Origin of the sequence: Exiguobacterium artemiae 255-15 (assembly GCF_000019905.1) — a bacterium.
Taxonomy (GTDB): Bacteria; Bacillota; Bacilli; order Exiguobacteriales; family Exiguobacteriaceae; genus Exiguobacterium_A; species Exiguobacterium_A artemiae.
The window spans coordinates 2,096,723-2,114,888 of record NC_010556.1 but is presented as its reverse complement, the minus strand read 5'-3'; the positions used below and the strand labels follow the sequence as shown (position 1 = coordinate 2,114,888).

Here is an 18,166-nt window from a genome sequence, read left to right as displayed (position 1 = left end):
TGTTACCATATGAGATGAGAGGAAAGTGAGGGGAAATCGTGAATAGATCAATTGGAGTATTAGATTCTGGGGTTGGTGGATTGACTGTCGCGCGTGAATTGATGCGTCAGCTGCCCCATGAACAAATCATATATGTCGGAGATACGTTACGGTGTCCGTACGGTCCCCGGCCGGAAGAAGAAATTCGTCAATTTACATGGGAGATGATTGATTTTCTGGTCGCTCAAGGTGTGAAATTGATTGTCATCGCCTGTAATACGGCGACGGCAGTTGTCCTAAAAGAAGCCCGACAAAAACTGTCGATTCCCGTCATCGGTGTCATCGATCCTGGAGCACGGGCGGCAGTCAAGGTTACACGCTCGAAACGGATCGGCGTCATTGGTACGAAAATGACGATTGAAAGCAATTCGTATGAGAAAGCCTTGCGTCACGTCGAAGGGCAGGTCGTCGTTGAGTCGCTTTCCTGTCCACCGTTTGTTCCGCTCGTTGAATCGTCTCAGACAAGTGGACCATACGTTGAACGTGTCGTCGCCAACACGTTAAAGCCGTTGCTTTCCTATGATATGGATACATTGATTTTAGGATGTACACATTATCCGTTACTGGCAGAAGTCATTGGACGAGTCATCGGACCAAACGTCCAGCTGATTTCTTCAGGAGACGAGACGGCGCTTGAAGTCAGTGCCTTGCTTGATTATAACGGCATCACGGCAGATCTTGATCGTATTCCGGAACATGTCTATCATGCGACCGGCGATACACGCTCTTTTGAACGAATCGCCAGTGACTGGTTACATCATCCGGTCCAAGCGAAACGGTTAGTGTTAGGAACGGAGGAAGAAAAATGCGTTTAGATCAACGGGCACAATCGGACATGCGGAAAATTCAGCTCGAGACCGATGTCAATAAGCATGCAGAAGGATCGGTACTGATATCGGTCGGGGATACACGTGTCTTATGCACCGCGACGGTGGAAGAAAAAGTGCCGCCGTTTTTACGGGGGAAACGTCACGGATGGATCAATGCCGAATATGCGATGTTGCCGCGGGCGACAGCACAACGGACGGGACGGGAAGCCGTCCGGGGAAAGCAGACGGGACGAACGATGGAAATTCAACGATTGATCAGCCGGGCGTTACGGTCCGTCGTCAATCTCGAAAAATTGGGTGAACGGACGGTTTGGATTGATTGTGATGTGCTGCAAGCAGATGGCGGGACGCGTACAGCGGCTATTACAGGCGGTTTCCTGGCACTTGTCTTGGCAGTCGACGGATTGATTCAAAGCGGTAAGCTGACGGATACCCCCATCAAAGAAGGAATTGCAGCAGTATCGGTCGGGAAAGTCGGGACGGAGTTATTGCTTGATCTTTGTTATGAAGAAGACGCAGCAGCCGATGTCGATTTAAATCTTGTCATGACCTCATCCGGAAAAATCGTCGAACTGCAAGCGACAGGGGAAGAAGCAACCTTTTCTCGCAAAGAGATGCTCGATATGCTTGAACTTGGGGAAAAGGGTATTGAAGAACTCCTTCACGCGGCTGAACAATCGTTAGGGGCTTCGTGGTGGTATGTCGGAGAAGAGGTGGAGCACAAATGAAAATCATCGTAGCGACAAGAAATGCTGGTAAAGTCGGTGAGTTTCAAGCGATGCTTGGACGACTCGGATACGATGTCGAATCGTTACTCGATTACGACACGGCACCGGAAACGGAAGAGACCGGATCAACCTTTGAAGAAAATGCGGAACTGAAATCGAAAGAAGCGGCAGCTTATTTTGGCCACGCCGTCTTGTCGGACGACTCCGGACTTGAAGTCGATGCACTGGACGGCGCACCGGGCGTCTACTCTGCCCGGTTTGCCGGAGAGGATAAATCAGATGCTGCCAATAACGCATTGTTGTTGGAAAAATTAGCGGACACACCGGCTGATCGACGGACAGCCCGTTTTGTCTGTGCCTTGTCACTGGCAAAACCGTCCGGGGAAACATTGACCGTTCGGGGAACAATGGAAGGTCAAATCGGATTTGAGCAGAAAGGGACAAACGGTTTCGGTTACGATCCGTTATTCCTGATTCCATCGTTGAATCAGACGGCAGCTGAATTGACAAAAAGTGAAAAGGCAGCCATCAGTCATCGTGGACAGGCTTTGAAAAAACTTGAAGCGGCATTAACTACTTTTTTGGGAGAGTGATTTTAGATGAAAGCGTTAATCGTAAGTGACAGCCATGGTCTCGATCAGGAACTATTGACGATATTCAACCGCCACCAAGAAGCAGATTTCGCCTTTCATTGCGGGGACTCCCAACTGACAGGAACGACTGAATCGTTATATCCCTATCGTGTTGTCAAAGGGAACTGTGATTACGGGAATGACTTCCCGGATGAAGTCATCGAGGAACTTGGATCGTTTCGTGTCTTATGTGTCCATGGACACCGGCAAGACGTCAAGTACAGCCTCGACCAGCTGGTGCACCATGCCGATCAAAAAGCGGCAGCAATCGTTCTGTACGGTCATTCGCATGTTGCAAAAGCCGAGCAACGGGACGGGAAACTGTTCATCAATCCGGGCTCGATCCGGATGCCGCGCCATCGCCCGGAAAAGACGTATGCGTTGTTGACGGTTGAAAATGATCAATTCACAGTCGATTTTTATGATCTGACAGGTGAAAAAATCAATGCTTTGTACCTCGACGGTACACTTTAAAAAGAGTTTTACCAAATGTGATTGACACGAAAGAATTGTTTTAGTATAGTTTATTCGTGTTGACACGTCTCAATAGCTCAGCTGGATAGAGCAACGCCCTTCTAAGGCGTCGGTCGGGGGTTCGAATCCCTCTTGGGACACTATAATTAAAATAGAGACTTCCCTTATGAGGGAGGTCTCTTTTTTTTATCCGTTTTTTCGAGTATACTTAAGGTATCATGAACTTGAAAGGGATGATGAAGGTGTTAAAGAAAATGAGTGGAATCCTCGTACTGACCGTGGCTTTAGCCGGATGCAGCGAGGTTACAGATACAGTCGATCAGGCGAAACAGCAAGTGACGGACGTAAAAAACAGCGTTGATTATGCAGGTCAGTTGCAAGATATTGCCCAGGACACGTCCAAGGTGACATCTGAATTGTCGACGAAACTCGATCAAGCAGCGACTGAAGCGCGGGATGCCGCAAATCCGGAACAGGCTCTTGATCAGCAAATTGAAAAACTCCAGACTGACGGAACAGTTCAACAGTTGAACGAAGAATTAAACAAAATTGACGAACGGCTTGCTAATTTAGACACTCCGCCGGCGGAACTGAAGAACTTGAGTGAAAAATTGGAGCAGTACGTGAATCAATCGGAAGATATCACACGGTTGCTGGAAACCGATGTTTCCCTGGACACATTGAATAAAATGGGAATCGAACAGGCAGGACAGTTACAGGAAGCGATTACGAACTGGACGTCTTTACTGGATCCGTTCACGAAGTAAGGAAGTAAGACAGATATGAAGAAGGTGGGATGACCGTGAAGCAGTCGCAATCACGTTGGATGGAACAACCGTTGTCAGATGAGCGGAAGCGGCTCGCAAGATTGAGTCAGGACGAATTGGCAACTGAGCTGGAACGACTGAAAAGTTTAGAAACAGAAGAGGATATTCTTTATGTGCTCTATACAATTCAGGAAGCTTTTTTGACAAACGATCAAGAGGTGGAAGCCTATCTGCAAGTGGTGAACCCTTTCCTTGAAGTGGACGGTGTCGAGCAACTGAGCGCACTCTTCATGTACGAGAAGGGAGAGAGGTATTCCTTTGATCTGGCCCTGCGGACAGCCTCTCCCTATCTTCCTTACGGTCTCGCCTTGAAATTAGACGAAATGACCCAGTCGCTTTCACGTAAGAAAGGTAACATCGGGCAGACGGATGATTCCTCATATGTGAAGGTACGGGAACAATCCCATTTACGGCTAGTACCAGGGGATCGGGTCGATCGTTACCGGCTCGGGACGATGGACGAACAGTTTCGTTTGATCGGGCAATTCGATTTACAGGCAGATCCTTCGTTCGTCCGTTATCTCATCGAGGATTATTTCACGGGAGAAGATGTTAACGAACAGAGTGCTCTTGTCATCCAGACATTGCTTCCGCAACTTCCGGCGGATCGTGCACTTTTCCCCGTCCGGATCCGGATTCCATCGATTGGGCTGGATCATGAATTTGAAAGTCCGGAGCAACTCGAGAGACATGTGACGAGACAGGCGCTTGAGCTTCAGTCTTTCAGTAACGAAACCTTCAGGCTGAAGCGCATGGATCCATTTAAGGCGCTGTTGTTCATGAACTGGTATCAAATCGTCTTTCCGACCGAAGTGCTGGAACAGGGAAACAGATGGCAGGAATGGGTGGATGCGGTCGAAGAATTGGCGGAATCCGACTTTACATCGGAAACTCCGCCACCTGACTTGAGCGGACAAGCGCAAAAGATTTATCAGGCTGTCCATTTCCTGTTACCGGAAGGAAAACAGTACGAGCAGGCCTTGCTTCTTTAATTCAAGGGAATGGCTCGTTCAACAGTGGTAATCCTCGGAACGATTGTGCTATAATGTGACTTGTTGTACACACATGTACGCTAATTGACATTTTTGGAGGGACTCAGCATGACTGCAAAATGGGAAAAACAATCAGGTAGCCTCGGCGTTCTCACGTATGAAGCGCCTGCTGAAGCATTTGATAAAGCGGTAGACCAAGCGTTCAAAAAAGTCGTTAAGACATTGAACACACCAGGTTTCCGTAAAGGAAAAATGCCACGCGCAATGTTTAACAAAATGTACGGCGAAGAAGCACTTTACCAAGATGCACTTGATATCTTATATCAAGACACAATCGAAGGTGCTGTCGTCGAATCAGGAATCGAGCCAATCGCGCTTGATAACATCGACGTCGAAACACTCGAAAAAGGAAAACCAGTTGAGTTCAAAATCACATTCGTGATTGAGCCGGACGCAACACTCGGTGAGTACAAAGGTCTTGAGTACACAGCAGTCGAAACAGACGTTACAGACGAAGATGTCGATGCTGAACTCAAAACAATGCAAGAGCGTGGTGCAGAGCTCGTCGTTAAAGAAGACGGCGCGATCGAAAATGGCGATACAGTCGTATTCGACTTCGCAGGTTTCGATGGTGAAAACCAATTCGACGGTGGTACTGCAGAAAACTACTCACTCGTCATCGGATCTGGAAACTTCATTCCAGGATTTGAAGAGCAGATGGTTGGTCTTAAATCAGGCGAGCAAAAAGATATCGACGTCACGTTCCCAGAAGAGTACCATGAAGCATCACTCGCTGGAAAACCAGTCGTGTTCAAAGTAACAATCCACGAAATCAAAGCACAAGAACTTCCTGAATTGACAGATGAGTTCGCTAAAGAAATGGACGAAGAAGTTTCTTCTCTTGATGAGTTGAAAACAAAAATCCGTACACGTCTTGAAAACACACGCAAACAAGAAGCTGATGCTTCAATGCGTGATGAGTTGGTTGAAGCTGCGACTAAAAACGCTACAGTTGATCTTCCAGAAGTTATGGTTGAAAACGAAGTTGAACGTATGGTCCAAGAATTCACACAACGCATTCAGTCACAAGGAATTGACCTTAACATGTACTTCCAGTTAACTGGAACGACTGAAGAGGCAATGCGTACTGAAATGAAAGAACAAGCAGAAGAGCGCGTTAAAGCTCGTCTCGTTCTTAAACAAATCGTTGCAGACGAAAAAATCGAAGTTACTGAAGAAGAAGCGCAAGCTGAACTTCAATCGATGTCTGAACTCTACAACATTCCTGCAGATCAACTTGAAACGATGCTTGCACCACAAGGCGGACTTGATACACTTAAAGGTGATCTTCAGTTCCGTAAAGCAATCGACGTTCTCGTTGACAACGCAAAAGCAAAATAAGCAAACAACCGAACAGAATCGACTTCAAGACCAATCTCTGGTCTTGAAGTCGATTTTTTTGTACGATAGGTCAAACAAGGACAAACAAAAATATATTTTTCAAATCAAACTGTAAAACGCTCATCCAAGATTTGAAAGAGTTTCCTTGTTCATGCTACAATCATAAATAGTAAAACGTGAGAATAGATGCGAAACGGATCTATACAAATTCCACGTTAAAGGGGTGGACCTTTATGTTTAAATTTAACGAAGAAAAAGGTCAGCTAAAATGTTCTTTCTGCGGAAAGACACAAGAGCAAGTGCGCAAACTTGTTGCTGGACCTGGCGTTTACATTTGCGATGAATGTATCGAACTCTGTAATGAGATCGTCGAAGAAGAGCTTGGTACAGAAGAAGAAGTCGAACTGAAAAACGTACCGAAACCGCATGAAATCCGTGCGACTTTAAATGACTACGTCATCGGACAGGAAAAAGCGAAAAAATCGTTATCTGTCGCGATGTACAATCATTATAAACGGATCAATGCCGGTGGACGTGCCGACGACGTGGAATTGTCTAAATCAAACATCGTCATGATTGGACCGACTGGTAGTGGTAAAACACTCCTCGCACAAACGATGGCCCGTATTCTGAACGTTCCGTTCGCAATCGCGGATGCAACAAGTCTGACGGAAGCCGGATATGTCGGGGAAGATGTTGAAAACATTCTCCTAAAACTCATTCAAGCTGCTGACTATGATGTCGAAAAAGCAGAAAAAGGTATCATCTACATCGATGAAATCGATAAAATCGCCCGTAAATCTGAGAATCCGTCGATTACACGTGACGTTTCAGGTGAAGGGGTGCAACAAGCACTTCTGAAAATCTTAGAAGGTACTGTTGCAAGCGTTCCGCCACAAGGCGGCCGGAAACATCCGCATCAAGAATTCATTCAGATCGATACGACGAACATCTTGTTCATCGTCGGTGGTGCCTTTGACGGGATCGACCAATCGATCAAACGTCGTCTTGGGAAAAAGGTCATCGGATTCGGAAATGATTCCGAGAACCGCAACCTGACGCAAAAAGAAATTCTTGCGGCTGCTTTACCGGAAGATTTACAGAAGTTCGGATTGATTCCGGAATTCATCGGACGTTTACCAGTCATGGCGACACTTGAGCCGCTTGACGAAGAAGCGCTCGTCCAAATCTTAACAAAACCGAAAAATGCACTCGTCAAACAATACAAAAAAATGCTTCAACTGGACGATGTCGAACTCGACTTCACAGAAGATGCACTCGTTGAGATTGCGAAACTTGCAATCGAACGGAAAACAGGAGCGCGTGGTCTTCGTTCAATCATCGAAGAAACGATGCTCGATATCATGTTTGAAATTCCATCACGTGAAGATATTGCGAAAGTCATCATCACAGCAGAAACGTTGACTGGAAAACGCGGTCCAACGCTCGAGTTGAAGGATGGCACAATTGAACATGGTAAAGAAAAAGAAACGGCGTAACACCGTGACAAATCGGCTCGGAGGCTACTTGTACGCCTTTCCGAGTCTTTTTGTTTAGGAGGAGATTTTTGATGAAGACAAAACAATATCCATTATTGCCATTACGTGGTGTCGTCGCCTACCCCTTAATCGGTCTGACGATTGATGTCGGGCGTCCTGTCTCGCTCAAAGCACTGCTGGCGTCGAAAGAGCATGAAATTGATTTGGTTGTCGTCACGCAACGTGATCCCGAAGCGGAACCGTCTGTGGATGGTTTGCATACGATCGGGACACTCGTCCAGATTGCAAAAATGAGTGAACTGGGTAATGATACGGTTCGTGTCCGGGTCATTGGTAAAGAACGTGTCCGGATTGATCAAGTGACGGAAACAGATGAAGGCTATCAAGCGAGTATCGAACCGATTGAAAAAGCAGACATCAAGGGAGCGAAGCAGGAAGCGCTCGTCCGTTTGATCAAGGAACAGTTCGGACAATTGGTGTCACGCATCAAAGGAATCGGAACGGACGAACGACGTCGTTTTGAGACATATGAACGACTCGATTCATTGACGGATTACATCGCGTCGAAATTGCCGATCGACATCGCGAAAAAACAGGAATTCCTCGAAGAAAATGATCCGGTTGAACGCGGGGTCATGCTGCTTGATGTCATGAAACATGAATATGAAGTCGTCGAACTCGAACGCGAAATGCGGGAACGGACGAAAAAGACGATTGAACAGTCGCAACGCGAATACTATCTTCGTGAACAACTGAAGACGATTCAACAGGAACTTGGCGGAGAAGCAGTCTCGGCAGAAAGTGACGCCGTGAAGTATAAAGAAAAACTGGCACTGCTTGATTTGTCAGAAACGGCAGTCATCAATATCGAAAAAGAAATCAATCGTCTTTCCGTCGTGCCGGCAACGAGTCCGGAACACGGTGTAATCCGGAACTATCTCGAATGGTTCTTTTCCCTTCCATGGAACGAAGCGACGGACGACTTCTTGAACGTCGAAGCCGCATCGGAACAGTTGGATGAAGATCATTACGGTCTCGAGAAAGTAAAGGAACGGATTCTTGAGTACTTAGCGGTCAGACAACTGACGGACTCGTTACGCGGTCCGATTTTATGCCTGGCAGGTCCTCCGGGAGTCGGGAAAACGTCACTCGCCCGGTCAATTGCGACGGCGCTTGAACGCAAATTCGTTCGTGTTTCGCTCGGTGGCGTGCGTGACGAAGCAGAAATCCGAGGACACCGCCGGACTTATATCGGAGCGATGCCCGGCCGGATCATTCGCGGATTGAAACAGGCCGGAACAAACAACCCGGTATTCCTGCTCGATGAAATCGACAAGATGGCAAACGATTTCCGGGGCGATCCGTCTTCCGCGATGCTTGAAGTACTTGATCCGGAACAAAACAACAGTTTTTCCGATCACTACATCGAAGAGCCGTTTGATTTATCAAATGTCTTATTCATTGCGACGGCCAACGATGTCTCAAATATTCCGGGACCCTTGCTTGACCGGATGGAACTGATTCAAATCGGCGGCTATACAGAACAGGAAAAAACAGAAATTGCAATCCGGCACTTATTGTCGAAACAACTAAAAGAGCACGGACTGAAGAAAAGTCAGCTGACGGTCAAACCGGATGCCTTACAAGAAGTGGTTCGCCGGTATACGCGGGAAGCGGGTGTCCGGAGTCTCGAGCGCGTCATCGGTGCGTTGTGCCGGAAAGCGGCGAAACAAATCGCTATGGGTGAAAAGAAACGGGTTACGGTCACGAAACGTAATTTACCGGACTTCTTAGGTAAACCGATTTACCGTTATGGTCAAAGTGAACTTGAAGATACGATTGGCGCGGTGACCGGTTTAGCGTATACTGCATTTGGGGGCGATACACTGACGATTGAAGTGAGTCTCGCTCCAGGTAAAGGAAAACTGCAGTTAACAGGGAAATTAGGAGACGTCATGCAGGAATCCGCTCAAACCGCACACAGCTTCGTTCGGGCGAATGCAGAAGCGTTTAAAATCGATCCGAATTTCTATGAGACACAAGATATCCACATTCACGTTCCGGAAGGCGCCGTGCCAAAAGACGGTCCTTCGGCGGGGATTACGATCGCGACAGCATTGATTTCCGCGTTGACGAAACGTCCGGTACGGCGAGATGTCGGTATGACCGGAGAAATTACGTTACGGGGACGGGTCTTGCCGATCGGCGGTCTGAAAGAGAAGTCATTGGCAGCCCATCGTGCGGGTTTGACGACGATTTTGATGCCGCAAGACAATACACGTGATATCGATGACATTCCGGAAACGGTTCGGGATGGCATTCGCTTCATACCGGTCGCGACAATGGATCAAGTGCTCGAACATGCATTAAAAGGAGAGTAACATGAAAATTTATAAAGCAGATTTTATTACGAGTGGTGTCAATCCGGAACATTATCCGGAACCGCTCCTTCCTGAGGTGGCACTCGCCGGACGTTCGAACGTCGGAAAGTCGTCGTTCATCAACAAACTTGTTCAGCGAAAAGCACTCGCCCGCACATCCTCAAAACCGGGTAAAACACAAACGTTAAACTTCTTTAACATCAATGATGAAGTCATGTTTGTTGATGTACCGGGTTATGGTTATGCGAAAGTTTCGAAAACCGAACGTGAGGCATGGGGCAAGATGATGGAAAAGTATTTCACGACACGTGAAATCCTAAAGGGAGTCGTCTTGCTCGTCGATATCCGTCATGAACCTTCAGCGGATGATGTCATCATGTATGACTTCTTAAAATACTATGATTTATCGGTCATTGTCGTAGCGACGAAACTGGATAAAATCAAGCGTGGTCAACGCGATAAACAGATTGCGGCGATTAAACGGAAATTACAGTTTGACGGGCAGGACACATTCATTCCGTTTTCTTCAGAAACAGGTGAAGGTGTCGACGCAGCATGGGAAGCCATCTATCGTCATTTATGATTCAGATAAAAAGAAGCAACCGCCGGAAGGCAGTTGCTTCTTTTTTTATCCAAAATATCCCTTTCAGAAATAAACGCTTCCCATATATGCGGTAGATTGTTTTCACGTTACAATGGTAAAAACAAAAGTGATGGAAAGGGACGTGTAAAGATGAAGCGATATAAATGGATTGCCGCGATCGTAGTCCTTCTGATGCTGACACCGCTATTGATTTGGTTCATACAAAAGGAACGGACATTAAACGTAATCCTATTTGATTACACGGTGGGAAAACAACAACGGGAACATGCAGGAACGACCTGGTTGTTGAATCATTTGAAAATCACGAAGGATGAAGGAAAGAATTATACATACACGGATTACATCAACCGGTATGACGGGACACAAGGTGAAGCGATGTTGAAACAAGCTTCCAAGGCCGATGTATTGCTGTTTACGGATACATATGGAAAATCCTACACGGTCGACGGGAAACAGCAACACCGTGGCGGACTGACAGCTGAGGATGTGGCACTTGCGACAGACGCGATTTCAAAAGGGAAGACAGTAGTCGCAGAGTTCAATACAGCAGCCAGTCCAACGCCATCCGACCGTTCGAATGCGTTTCGGCAATTATTCGGAACGGCATGGACGGGTTGGATCGGACGCTTTTTCCCGGACTTGACGAAATTACAGGGTCTCGATCAAACCGTCATTGATAAATTAAAGATTCAGGCAAAAGATAAAACGTTTAAATTATCCGGACCCGGATATGTTTTCATCAATGACTCAACAGAAGAAGTTTTTTTCGTCAATGATGAGACACCTCTTTTGTACAAATGGGATAAAAATCAGGGATCGGCAAAGGACGAAGTCCGGTACAACTATTGGTTTGAAGTATTGGAACTCGACGGGGGCGAACAACAGGCCCATTTTTCCTGGAAACCCTCCAAAAAAACACAAGCCATGTTACGCGAGCGGCAATTGCCTCTTGAATTCCCCGCCTATGTTACACAAGGAAGCGGCCATTATTTTGCAGGTGATTTCACAGATGTCGCTGATATTCCGCGCTACTATCGTTATGCCGGACTCGATTGGTTCCGTAAACAATTCATTCTCGACAGTGCAGACAGCGAAACGGCATTCTTTTGGAAGGTTTATGCACCGACCATCAGCCGTATCTTAAAGGAAACGAAAGTCGTGAAACAGCAGGCGGCGCAGGTTAAACCGCTGGCACAAACGAAAGTCAACAATCAAACAGTCCGTACACGGGCACGTTCTGGTCAAGACACACTTGAGATGTATCAAGACGGGAAATGGAAACCATATTTTGTTAAAGGTGTGAATGTTGGACTCGGACGTCCCGGTGCTTTCCCGGGAGAACATGCTATCAGCCGCAATGAATATGACCGGTGGCTGAAACAGATGGGCGAGATGGGGGTCAATACCATCCGTATTTATACACTTCACCCTCCGGCATTTTATGATGCGTTAAAAGCTTACAACGAAACAGCAAAAACACCGATTTATCTGATGCAGGGCATGTGGGTCGAGGAAAAACCGTTTGAAGAATTAAAAAATGCCTTTGAACCGAATTTTTTGAAGATGACGGATACGGAAGCCGAACGGATGGTCGACGTGATTCACGGGAATGCTGTCGTCAAGGAAGTTGTCGGTCATGCTTCCGGTACGTATACGTCTGACGTTTCACAGTACGTCTCTGCATTTGTGTTCGGGATCGAATGGTTACCGGACGCCGTCATCGGAACGAATAAGAAGAACAAGGGGCTTCGGTACGACGGCAAATACGTGACGACAACCAAAGACGCCTCGCCATTTGAATCATGGTTAGCCGGCCGGATGGACGGTGCGACACAGCATGAGCTCGATACCTACAAAACGACCCGGCCCATCGCAGCGACGAACTGGCCGACGACGGATCCGCTTGCGCATCCGAAGGAAGTGGAAGAAGAACAGGACCTGGTATCGATTGATTTCAACCATATCCAGGCCACAAAAGACTTTGCCGGCGGCGTCTTTGCCTCGTATCATATTTACCCGTACTATCCATCGTTCATCAAGGAAGAGTTTGGACGCAAAGCGGATACCGGATCAGAGTCGTACAGCCGTTATCTGAAGCGGATGAAAGACTATCATGATATGCCGTTACTCGTTTCCGAATTCGGCATTCCGAGTTCGCGTGGGAAAACCCACCTGGGTCCGAATGGATTTGATCAAGGGCATGTCAGTGAAGAAAATCAAGGAAAACTCGTAGCCAAGTTATATCAAGACATCGTCGAAACGAAGATGGCCGGCGGACTGGTCTTTATCTGGCAGGACGAATGGTTCAAACGGACGTGGAATACGATGGACTATGATGACGCTAACACACGTCCGCGCTGGTCAAATGTCCAAACGAGCGAGCAGCATTTCGGGATGCTTGGTTTCTTAAGAGCCGATATTACGATTGACGGTAAGATGGATGACTGGAAAGGCTATGCACCGGTAGCGGAAACGGACGGTCAAGCGATTTACATGACATCGGATGAAGCTTATGTGTATGTCCGGATCGACCGGAAAAAAGCCGAACCGACGACACTCGCCTTGTCGACGAAGCCGAATGACGGTAATCTGCAAGTCGGACCGTTAAAATTGGACGAAGGTGCCGAGTATCGTTTGACAATCGGCGATCAAGCGCGCCTGGATGTCGATGAACGGTATGACATCTTCCGCTACCATTACGGGTTGAAAAAACCGTTTGAGATGGTCAAGCCGCCGTCAGATAAACAAAACAGTGGAAACTTTAACCCGATCTACCAAATGCTCGATTATGCAAGAAGAGATCCGGTCACTAAAAAAATCATCAAGCCGGCCGTGAAGTGGGACACAGGTATTCTGCATGAAGGACCGCCGGAAAGTATTTTGACCGATATCTCTGACATCAAGCAAAAGCAGATCGAACTTCGGATTCCATGGATGTTATTAAATATGCGGGATCCGAGCAAACATGAAATCATCGGAGATTTTTGGAAAGATGGGCTTGAGGCGAAGATGATCACGGAAGGGATTGAAGTGACCGGCCAGATCGGAACAACGCGGATTCCGGAAAAAGACCGCGGTTTTTATAATTGGTCGGAATGGACGAACCCGCAACAGCGCGAGGCGTTAAAACCGGTATATCAAACGATGCAACAGGCGTTTAAAGAAGGAGTGAGATAAATGCGTCGGGAAGAGATGTGGAAATTAATCAATGCAACAATCGAACCCATTGATACAGAAACAAGCTCATCACATATCTTGTCCGAACAGGATGTGAACGAATCAACATCAGGAGTCATTTTTATTCATACAGTCGGTGTAATGCCGGTAACGGTCAATGATCTGATTGAAGAAGGGCGATGTGCAAGAACGGACTTGTCCTATGCGGATGTCATTCTCGCCAGTCGACCGGTAGAGGAGGAACGGACTCCTGTCGTTTACCTGAATCCGGATATGAATGACGCCTCGTTCTACTTACTGGAGAATGCACGAGAAATCGTACCGGCTGATCTGGCCAAGGATGTCCTGTTGGATCGAATTGTCCGGTATAAACGTGTTCAGCGTGTCGTCGATGCGGTAATCGTCACAGACGATCCGCATCTCAGACGATTGCTGGAACGCGAATTGACAAAAAACTTTGAAACCCTCTCCCTGTATGAACGAGCAGAAGTATTTTTAGAGCAGCATGTGGCGACACGCCCGTATCTGCTGGTCTTTTCATCCGCACTCCCGCGAGCTGACGGACTGGAGTTATTGTTACGTGCAAAGCAGGAAACCATCGTTCCGTTTCATGCCATCATGATTTCGATGTACAACCGGGAAAGAGATCACGTGTTGGCGATTGAACGCGGAGTCGACGGCATCATGACTTTACCGCTCAAAGTCGAAGAGTTTCGGGCATGGGTCAGCAGACTAGAGGGGGTCCACGGATGAAATGGATTTTAGGTTTCATCTTCCTCCTGGTCGTCCTGCAAATCGGAGCACTCGTTTACCTGGTCCTTCAAAAAAACAAACGCGCGAAACAGGAAGAAAATCGTTTAACATGGCAATTGAACTTCCGGGACGAATTGTATGATTTTGCGACAGGAGAACAAAAGGACATGCCAAAAATCGTATCCGGAAATGAAGATCTGGTGGAGCTGGAGCTGTTTGCCTTTACGAACCTGACAGCGACATTTTCCCATCAAGAGCGCATCTACCAATACGTCGAGGCGAAGCTGTTGCCGTACTATCATAAACAGATCCGGCACCGGCGGATTGACCGTCGTTTGAATGCGTACGAAGCGATTGCGCAATTCCACTTAAAGCCGGTTGCGACTGAACTGCATCAAAAACTGCATAAATCTTTATCGCCGGAAGAAGAAGATGTCATCATCCGGACGCTGGTCTCGATTGCTCCGGAACTGGCGATTGAAGAAGCGAAATTAAAAAGCCACATCAGTTTCTTTGGAGCTGTTCTCGCAGTTGGACGCAGCAAAGACTTAACGTTGTGGATTCAGGCGTTTGAGGATTTGACAGAACCCTTTCAGATGGCGATTCTCCAGTTGATTTATGATCGTGACGAAACGCGGTATGCAGATCTCGCGCGAACAAAGACGTTGGATGCCAATCCGGAAATCCGGAAGCGGGCACTCCGCGCGTTGACGCGTGTCGGGCTCGAAGAAGACTGGCAACTTTATACGCCTTATCTCGAGGATGAGACGAGTTGGGTCGAGCAGATGTTAGCATTGCGCTTTCTAGAAAACGTGACACCAAAGGATTCTGTCGACTACATCCTGCCGTTCGTCGGCAGCCGTTCCTGGTGGGTACGGACCGCAGCCTTTGATGCCCTGCTTGCCTGTGGTGGTCTCGAACAGCTGGCGCTCGTCGCAAAAGATCATCCTGACCGTTATGCCAAACAAAAAGCGACGGAACGGTTAGCAAAGGAGATGAAACAACATGTTGTCATCTGAAACGATTCAAAATATCATTAACGTTTTATCCTGGACTGTTCTGATTTATATGATTCTCGTTATCATTTTTTATTCAACGTTGTATCTGATTTCGGCACAAATGGTCCGAAAACAACGGTTCCGACGAAAGGAAAGTTCTTATTTGCCATTAATGCGTTCTCTTTATACGCGGCCGGTCAGTGTTCTTGTTCCGGCTTACAATGAAGAGTATACGATCGTCACCAGTGTTCAGGCGCTGCTTGCACTCGACTACCCGGAACATGAAGTCATTGTCATCAATGATGGATCGAGTGACGGGACGATGGATGAGCTGTTTAAGACGTACGAATTGGAAAAGGAGTTACGTTTTCCCAGGATTCTGATTGGGTCGCAACCCGTCAAACACGTTTACCGTTCCCGAATCGATGCCCGTTTGATTGTCATTGATAAAGAGAACGGCGGGAAGGCGGATGCCTTGAATGCCGGAATCGACTACTCCAGTTATCCGTATTTCTGTTCGCTGGATGCCGACTCGATTCTTGAACGGGATGCTCTCCTGAAAGTCATGAAACCGATTGTAGAGTCCGATGAAGACGTCATTGCGACATGCGGGTCGATTTTCCTCGTCAACGGTTGTACGATCGAAGGCGGCGAAATTGTTGAGATTCGGACCCCGAAACAACGGATTGTATTGATGCAGATGATTGAGTATTTCCGTGCCTTTTTGTTCGGACGCCTCGGACTCAGCCGTTTTAATATGTTACTGATTGTGTCCGGTGCTTTCGGATTATTCCAAAAAGCAATCGTCGTTCAGGCGGGCGGGTACAAAGAGGGGCTTGTCGGCGAGGACATGGAGTTAGTCGTCCGGCTGCATCGTTACATGAAAGAAAATAAGATTGATAAACGGATTGAGTACGTCCCTTCACCGGTCTGCTGGACACAGGCACCGGATACGATGGAAGTCTTACGCTCGCAACGGAGCCGTTGGCATCGGGGACTGGCAGAAACGTTATGGACACATAAACGGATGATTGGGAATCCGCGCTACGGTTTCGTCGGAAGCGTCTCGATGCTGTACTTCTTTTTAATCGAATTGCTCGGACCGATTGTCGAGTTGATCGGGTACTTCATCATTCCGCTTAACCTGCTGGTTGGAACACTTAATTTTGAGTTCGGTGTTGTCCTATTGACTGTTGCTTTGCTGTACGGGTCTTTGTTATCCGCCGGAGCCGTTCTGCTTGAAGAGTGGACGATGCACCGATTCAAGAACGTCAAAGAGTTGATCCGTCTATACTTGTGGTCATTGACAGAATCGTTTTGGTACCGTCCGATCCTGGTCTTCTTTAAGCTCGGTGGATTAATTCAGTTCATGACGGGACGCGGTCAATGGGGTAAGATGGAACGACAGCGACTGGACGATGTCGTAACAGACGAAGTGAAAGAAAAAACAAGTTGATTGTAAACTCGTAGGAGGACTGTTCGTGGATTTACTTCGAAACAAATGGTTTAAAGCCTTACTTTGGATTTTGACGATTTTCTTGGTTATCTGGGTCGGAACAAAAATCTCATTTTTATTCCAACCGATCAAAGTGATGTTAGCATTGATTTTCCCACCGCTGATTATCGCCGGTATCTTTTATTACTTCACCCTCGGAATTGTTGACACGCTTCAAAAACGCGTCAAGAAACGAGGACTCGCGGTTCTGATCGTCTTGCTCGGATTTCTCGGTATCATCACGATTGCCGTCGCTTCGATCGGTCCGATTTTGGTCGATCAAGTGTCGGATTTTGTGACCAGCATTCCGAATCTGGTCGTCGAACTGCGGGACCAGACGCTGAATCTCCGGGACCAGTTGATGAACAATCGTTTTATCTCCAACTGGGTGCATGAAAATACCGCCATGTTTGATTCCTGGACGAATGAAGCGACATCTTATATCGGCACGTTATTCAAGTCGGTCTCGACGTCTGTCGGAACGATCTTCGGGGTCATCTCTTCGACCGTCTTAATCGTCGTGCTTGTACCGTTCATTTTGGTCTACATGTTACTCGACGGCTATAAGTTTCCGAACTCAGTCGTCAAACTGCTACCGAAAAGCTATGAAACGGAAACCCGGAAAATTCTTCACGATATGCATGTGACGGTTAAACACTACGTGAACGGTCAAGTCATCGTCTCGTTGTGCGTCGGTCTTATGTCGTTGATCGGATTTTTCATCTCGGATATTCAATATGCGTTGCTACTGGCGCTGTTCTGTACGGTCACGAACATCATTCCGTATCTTGGACCGTATATCGGGGCTGTTCCTGCCGTCATCGTCGGATTCATCGATGATCCAATCAAAGCACTCTACGCGATCATTACGATTGTCGTTGCCCAACAGATTGAATCGAATCTGATTTCGCCGTATGTCCAAGGGAAGACGCTGAAAGTCCATCCATTGACGATCATCATCGTCTTGCTCGTTGCCGGAAAGATCGGCGGTATCATCGGTGTCATCTTAGCGGTCCCGACCTATGCCGTAACCAAAGTCGTCGTTCAAAACATTGCCCGGATTTATCGTCTGCGCCAACAAAAGTTGGATGTCCAGATCGATGAGTCACGGATCATTACCGATTCGACGAAATAAGAAAGACAAACCCTCTGCTGACGATGAAAGCAGAGGGTTTGTACTTTGGCGCTGAGAGGGATATGGTAAGAAGATAAGTTTCACAACTTCGACTCATTTTAGTTTATAAATTGATTGGAATCTTTTTTATAATGGTTATAATGTAGAGTAGAGAACGAAAGATAGATGAGAATGAAATCTTTGGACGTAAGGGGTAGAGCG

Annotated in this window: 15 protein-coding genes and 1 tRNA gene; all 16 read left to right on the top strand. The window is 47.2% G+C overall.

Going from position 1 to position 18,166, the window contains the following annotated elements; translation table 11 throughout:
• Nucleotides 1-38 precede the first annotated feature (38 nt).
• The 16 genes from racE (at nt 39) to EXIG_RS10920 (ending at nt 17,965) form a co-directional block, all read left to right on the top strand.
• Nucleotides 39-854 (top strand): glutamate racemase, encoded by an 816-nt coding sequence (racE, locus tag EXIG_RS10995; RefSeq protein WP_012371022.1) that lies wholly within the window; start codon nt 39-41, stop codon nt 852-854.
• A complete protein-coding gene (gene rph, locus EXIG_RS10990; RefSeq protein WP_012371021.1) occupies nt 845-1,597 on the top strand; it encodes a ribonuclease PH in 753 nt (250 codons plus the stop codon). Before racE ends, rph begins: the two co-directional genes overlap by 10 nt.
• Entirely contained in the window at nt 1,594-2,190 is a 597-nt protein-coding gene (locus EXIG_RS10985) for an XTP/dITP diphosphatase (RefSeq protein WP_012371020.1), read from the top strand. The genes rph and EXIG_RS10985 overlap by 4 nt, the downstream gene beginning before the upstream one ends.
• 6 nt (nt 2,191-2,196) lie before the next feature.
• A complete protein-coding gene (locus EXIG_RS10980) occupies nt 2,197-2,703 on the top strand; it encodes a metallophosphoesterase family protein (protein WP_012371019.1) in 507 nt (168 codons plus the stop codon).
• Between the two features lie 66 nt (nt 2,704-2,769).
• A tRNA-Arg gene (locus EXIG_RS10975) sits at nt 2,770-2,843 on the top strand.
• A gap of 114 nt (nt 2,844-2,957) precedes the next feature.
• The gene (locus EXIG_RS10970; protein ID WP_234944532.1) at nt 2,958-3,470 is read left to right on the top strand and encodes a hypothetical protein; all 513 of its coding nucleotides are present in this window, start codon (nt 2,958-2,960) and stop codon (nt 3,468-3,470) included.
• Nucleotides 3,471-3,499: 29 nt separating this feature from the next.
• A complete protein-coding gene (locus EXIG_RS10965) occupies nt 3,500-4,522 on the top strand; it encodes a hypothetical protein (RefSeq protein ID WP_012371017.1) in 1,023 nt (340 codons plus the stop codon).
• 108 nt (nt 4,523-4,630) lie between these two features.
• A complete protein-coding gene (gene tig / locus EXIG_RS10960; RefSeq protein ID WP_012371016.1) occupies nt 4,631-5,923 on the top strand; it encodes a trigger factor in 1,293 nt (430 codons plus the stop codon).
• Between the two features lie 233 nt (nt 5,924-6,156).
• Nucleotides 6,157-7,422 (top strand): ATP-dependent protease ATP-binding subunit ClpX, encoded by a 1,266-nt coding sequence (clpX, locus tag EXIG_RS10955; RefSeq protein WP_012371015.1) that lies wholly within the window; start codon nt 6,157-6,159, stop codon nt 7,420-7,422.
• 71 nt (nt 7,423-7,493) lie between these two features.
• Nucleotides 7,494-9,803 (top strand): endopeptidase La, encoded by a 2,310-nt coding sequence (gene lon / locus EXIG_RS10950; protein ID WP_012371014.1) that lies wholly within the window; start codon nt 7,494-7,496, stop codon nt 9,801-9,803.
• 1 nt (nt 9,804) lies between these two features.
• Nucleotides 9,805-10,386 carry a ribosome biogenesis GTP-binding protein YihA/YsxC gene (gene yihA / locus EXIG_RS10945; RefSeq protein WP_012371013.1) on the top strand — a complete coding sequence of 194 codons (582 nt, stop codon included), beginning with the start codon at nt 9,805-9,807 and terminating at the stop codon, nt 10,384-10,386.
• Nucleotides 10,387-10,536: 150 nt separating this feature from the next.
• On the top strand, nt 10,537-13,584 hold the full coding sequence (locus EXIG_RS10940; protein ID WP_012371012.1) for a hypothetical protein: 3,048 nt from the start codon (nt 10,537-10,539) through the stop codon (nt 13,582-13,584).
• A complete protein-coding gene (locus EXIG_RS10935) occupies nt 13,585-14,337 on the top strand; it encodes a response regulator (RefSeq protein ID WP_012371011.1) in 753 nt (250 codons plus the stop codon).
• The gene (locus tag EXIG_RS10930; RefSeq protein ID WP_012371010.1) at nt 14,334-15,356 is read left to right on the top strand and encodes a HEAT repeat domain-containing protein; all 1,023 of its coding nucleotides are present in this window, start codon (nt 14,334-14,336) and stop codon (nt 15,354-15,356) included. The genes EXIG_RS10935 and EXIG_RS10930 overlap by 4 nt, the downstream gene beginning before the upstream one ends.
• Nucleotides 15,343-16,791: a glycosyltransferase family 2 protein gene (locus EXIG_RS10925; protein WP_012371009.1), complete on the top strand. Its 1,449-nt coding sequence runs from the start codon at nt 15,343-15,345 to the stop codon at nt 16,789-16,791. The genes EXIG_RS10930 and EXIG_RS10925 overlap by 14 nt, the downstream gene beginning before the upstream one ends.
• Nucleotides 16,792-16,816: 25 nt before the next feature.
• Nucleotides 16,817-17,965, top strand: coding sequence for an AI-2E family transporter (locus EXIG_RS10920; protein ID WP_012371008.1), 1,149 nt, complete (start codon nt 16,817-16,819; stop codon nt 17,963-17,965).
• The last annotated feature ends 201 nt before the right edge of the window (nt 17,966-18,166 follow it).

Coding starts and splice junctions, on each gene's coding strand:
- rph (WP_012371021.1), top strand. CDS start 845: ATGCGTTTAGATCAACGGGCACAATCGGACATGCGGAAAATTCAGCTC.
- EXIG_RS10985 (WP_012371020.1), top strand. CDS start 1,594: ATGAAAATCATCGTAGCGACAAGAAATGCTGGTAAAGTCGGTGAGTTT.
- EXIG_RS10980 (WP_012371019.1), top strand. CDS start 2,197: ATGAAAGCGTTAATCGTAAGTGACAGCCATGGTCTCGATCAGGAACTA.
- EXIG_RS10970 (WP_234944532.1), top strand. CDS start 2,958: ATGAGTGGAATCCTCGTACTGACCGTGGCTTTAGCCGGATGCAGCGAG.
- EXIG_RS10965 (WP_012371017.1), top strand. CDS start 3,500: ATGACCGTGAAGCAGTCGCAATCACGTTGGATGGAACAACCGTTGTCA.
- tig (WP_012371016.1), top strand. CDS start 4,631: ATGACTGCAAAATGGGAAAAACAATCAGGTAGCCTCGGCGTTCTCACG.
- clpX (WP_012371015.1), top strand. CDS start 6,157: ATGTTTAAATTTAACGAAGAAAAAGGTCAGCTAAAATGTTCTTTCTGC.
- lon (WP_012371014.1), top strand. CDS start 7,494: ATGAAGACAAAACAATATCCATTATTGCCATTACGTGGTGTCGTCGCC.
- yihA (WP_012371013.1), top strand. CDS start 9,805: ATGAAAATTTATAAAGCAGATTTTATTACGAGTGGTGTCAATCCGGAA.
- EXIG_RS10940 (WP_012371012.1), top strand. CDS start 10,537: ATGAAGCGATATAAATGGATTGCCGCGATCGTAGTCCTTCTGATGCTG.
- EXIG_RS10935 (WP_012371011.1), top strand. CDS start 13,585: ATGCGTCGGGAAGAGATGTGGAAATTAATCAATGCAACAATCGAACCC.
- EXIG_RS10930 (WP_012371010.1), top strand. CDS start 14,334: ATGAAATGGATTTTAGGTTTCATCTTCCTCCTGGTCGTCCTGCAAATC.
- EXIG_RS10925 (WP_012371009.1), top strand. CDS start 15,343: ATGTTGTCATCTGAAACGATTCAAAATATCATTAACGTTTTATCCTGG.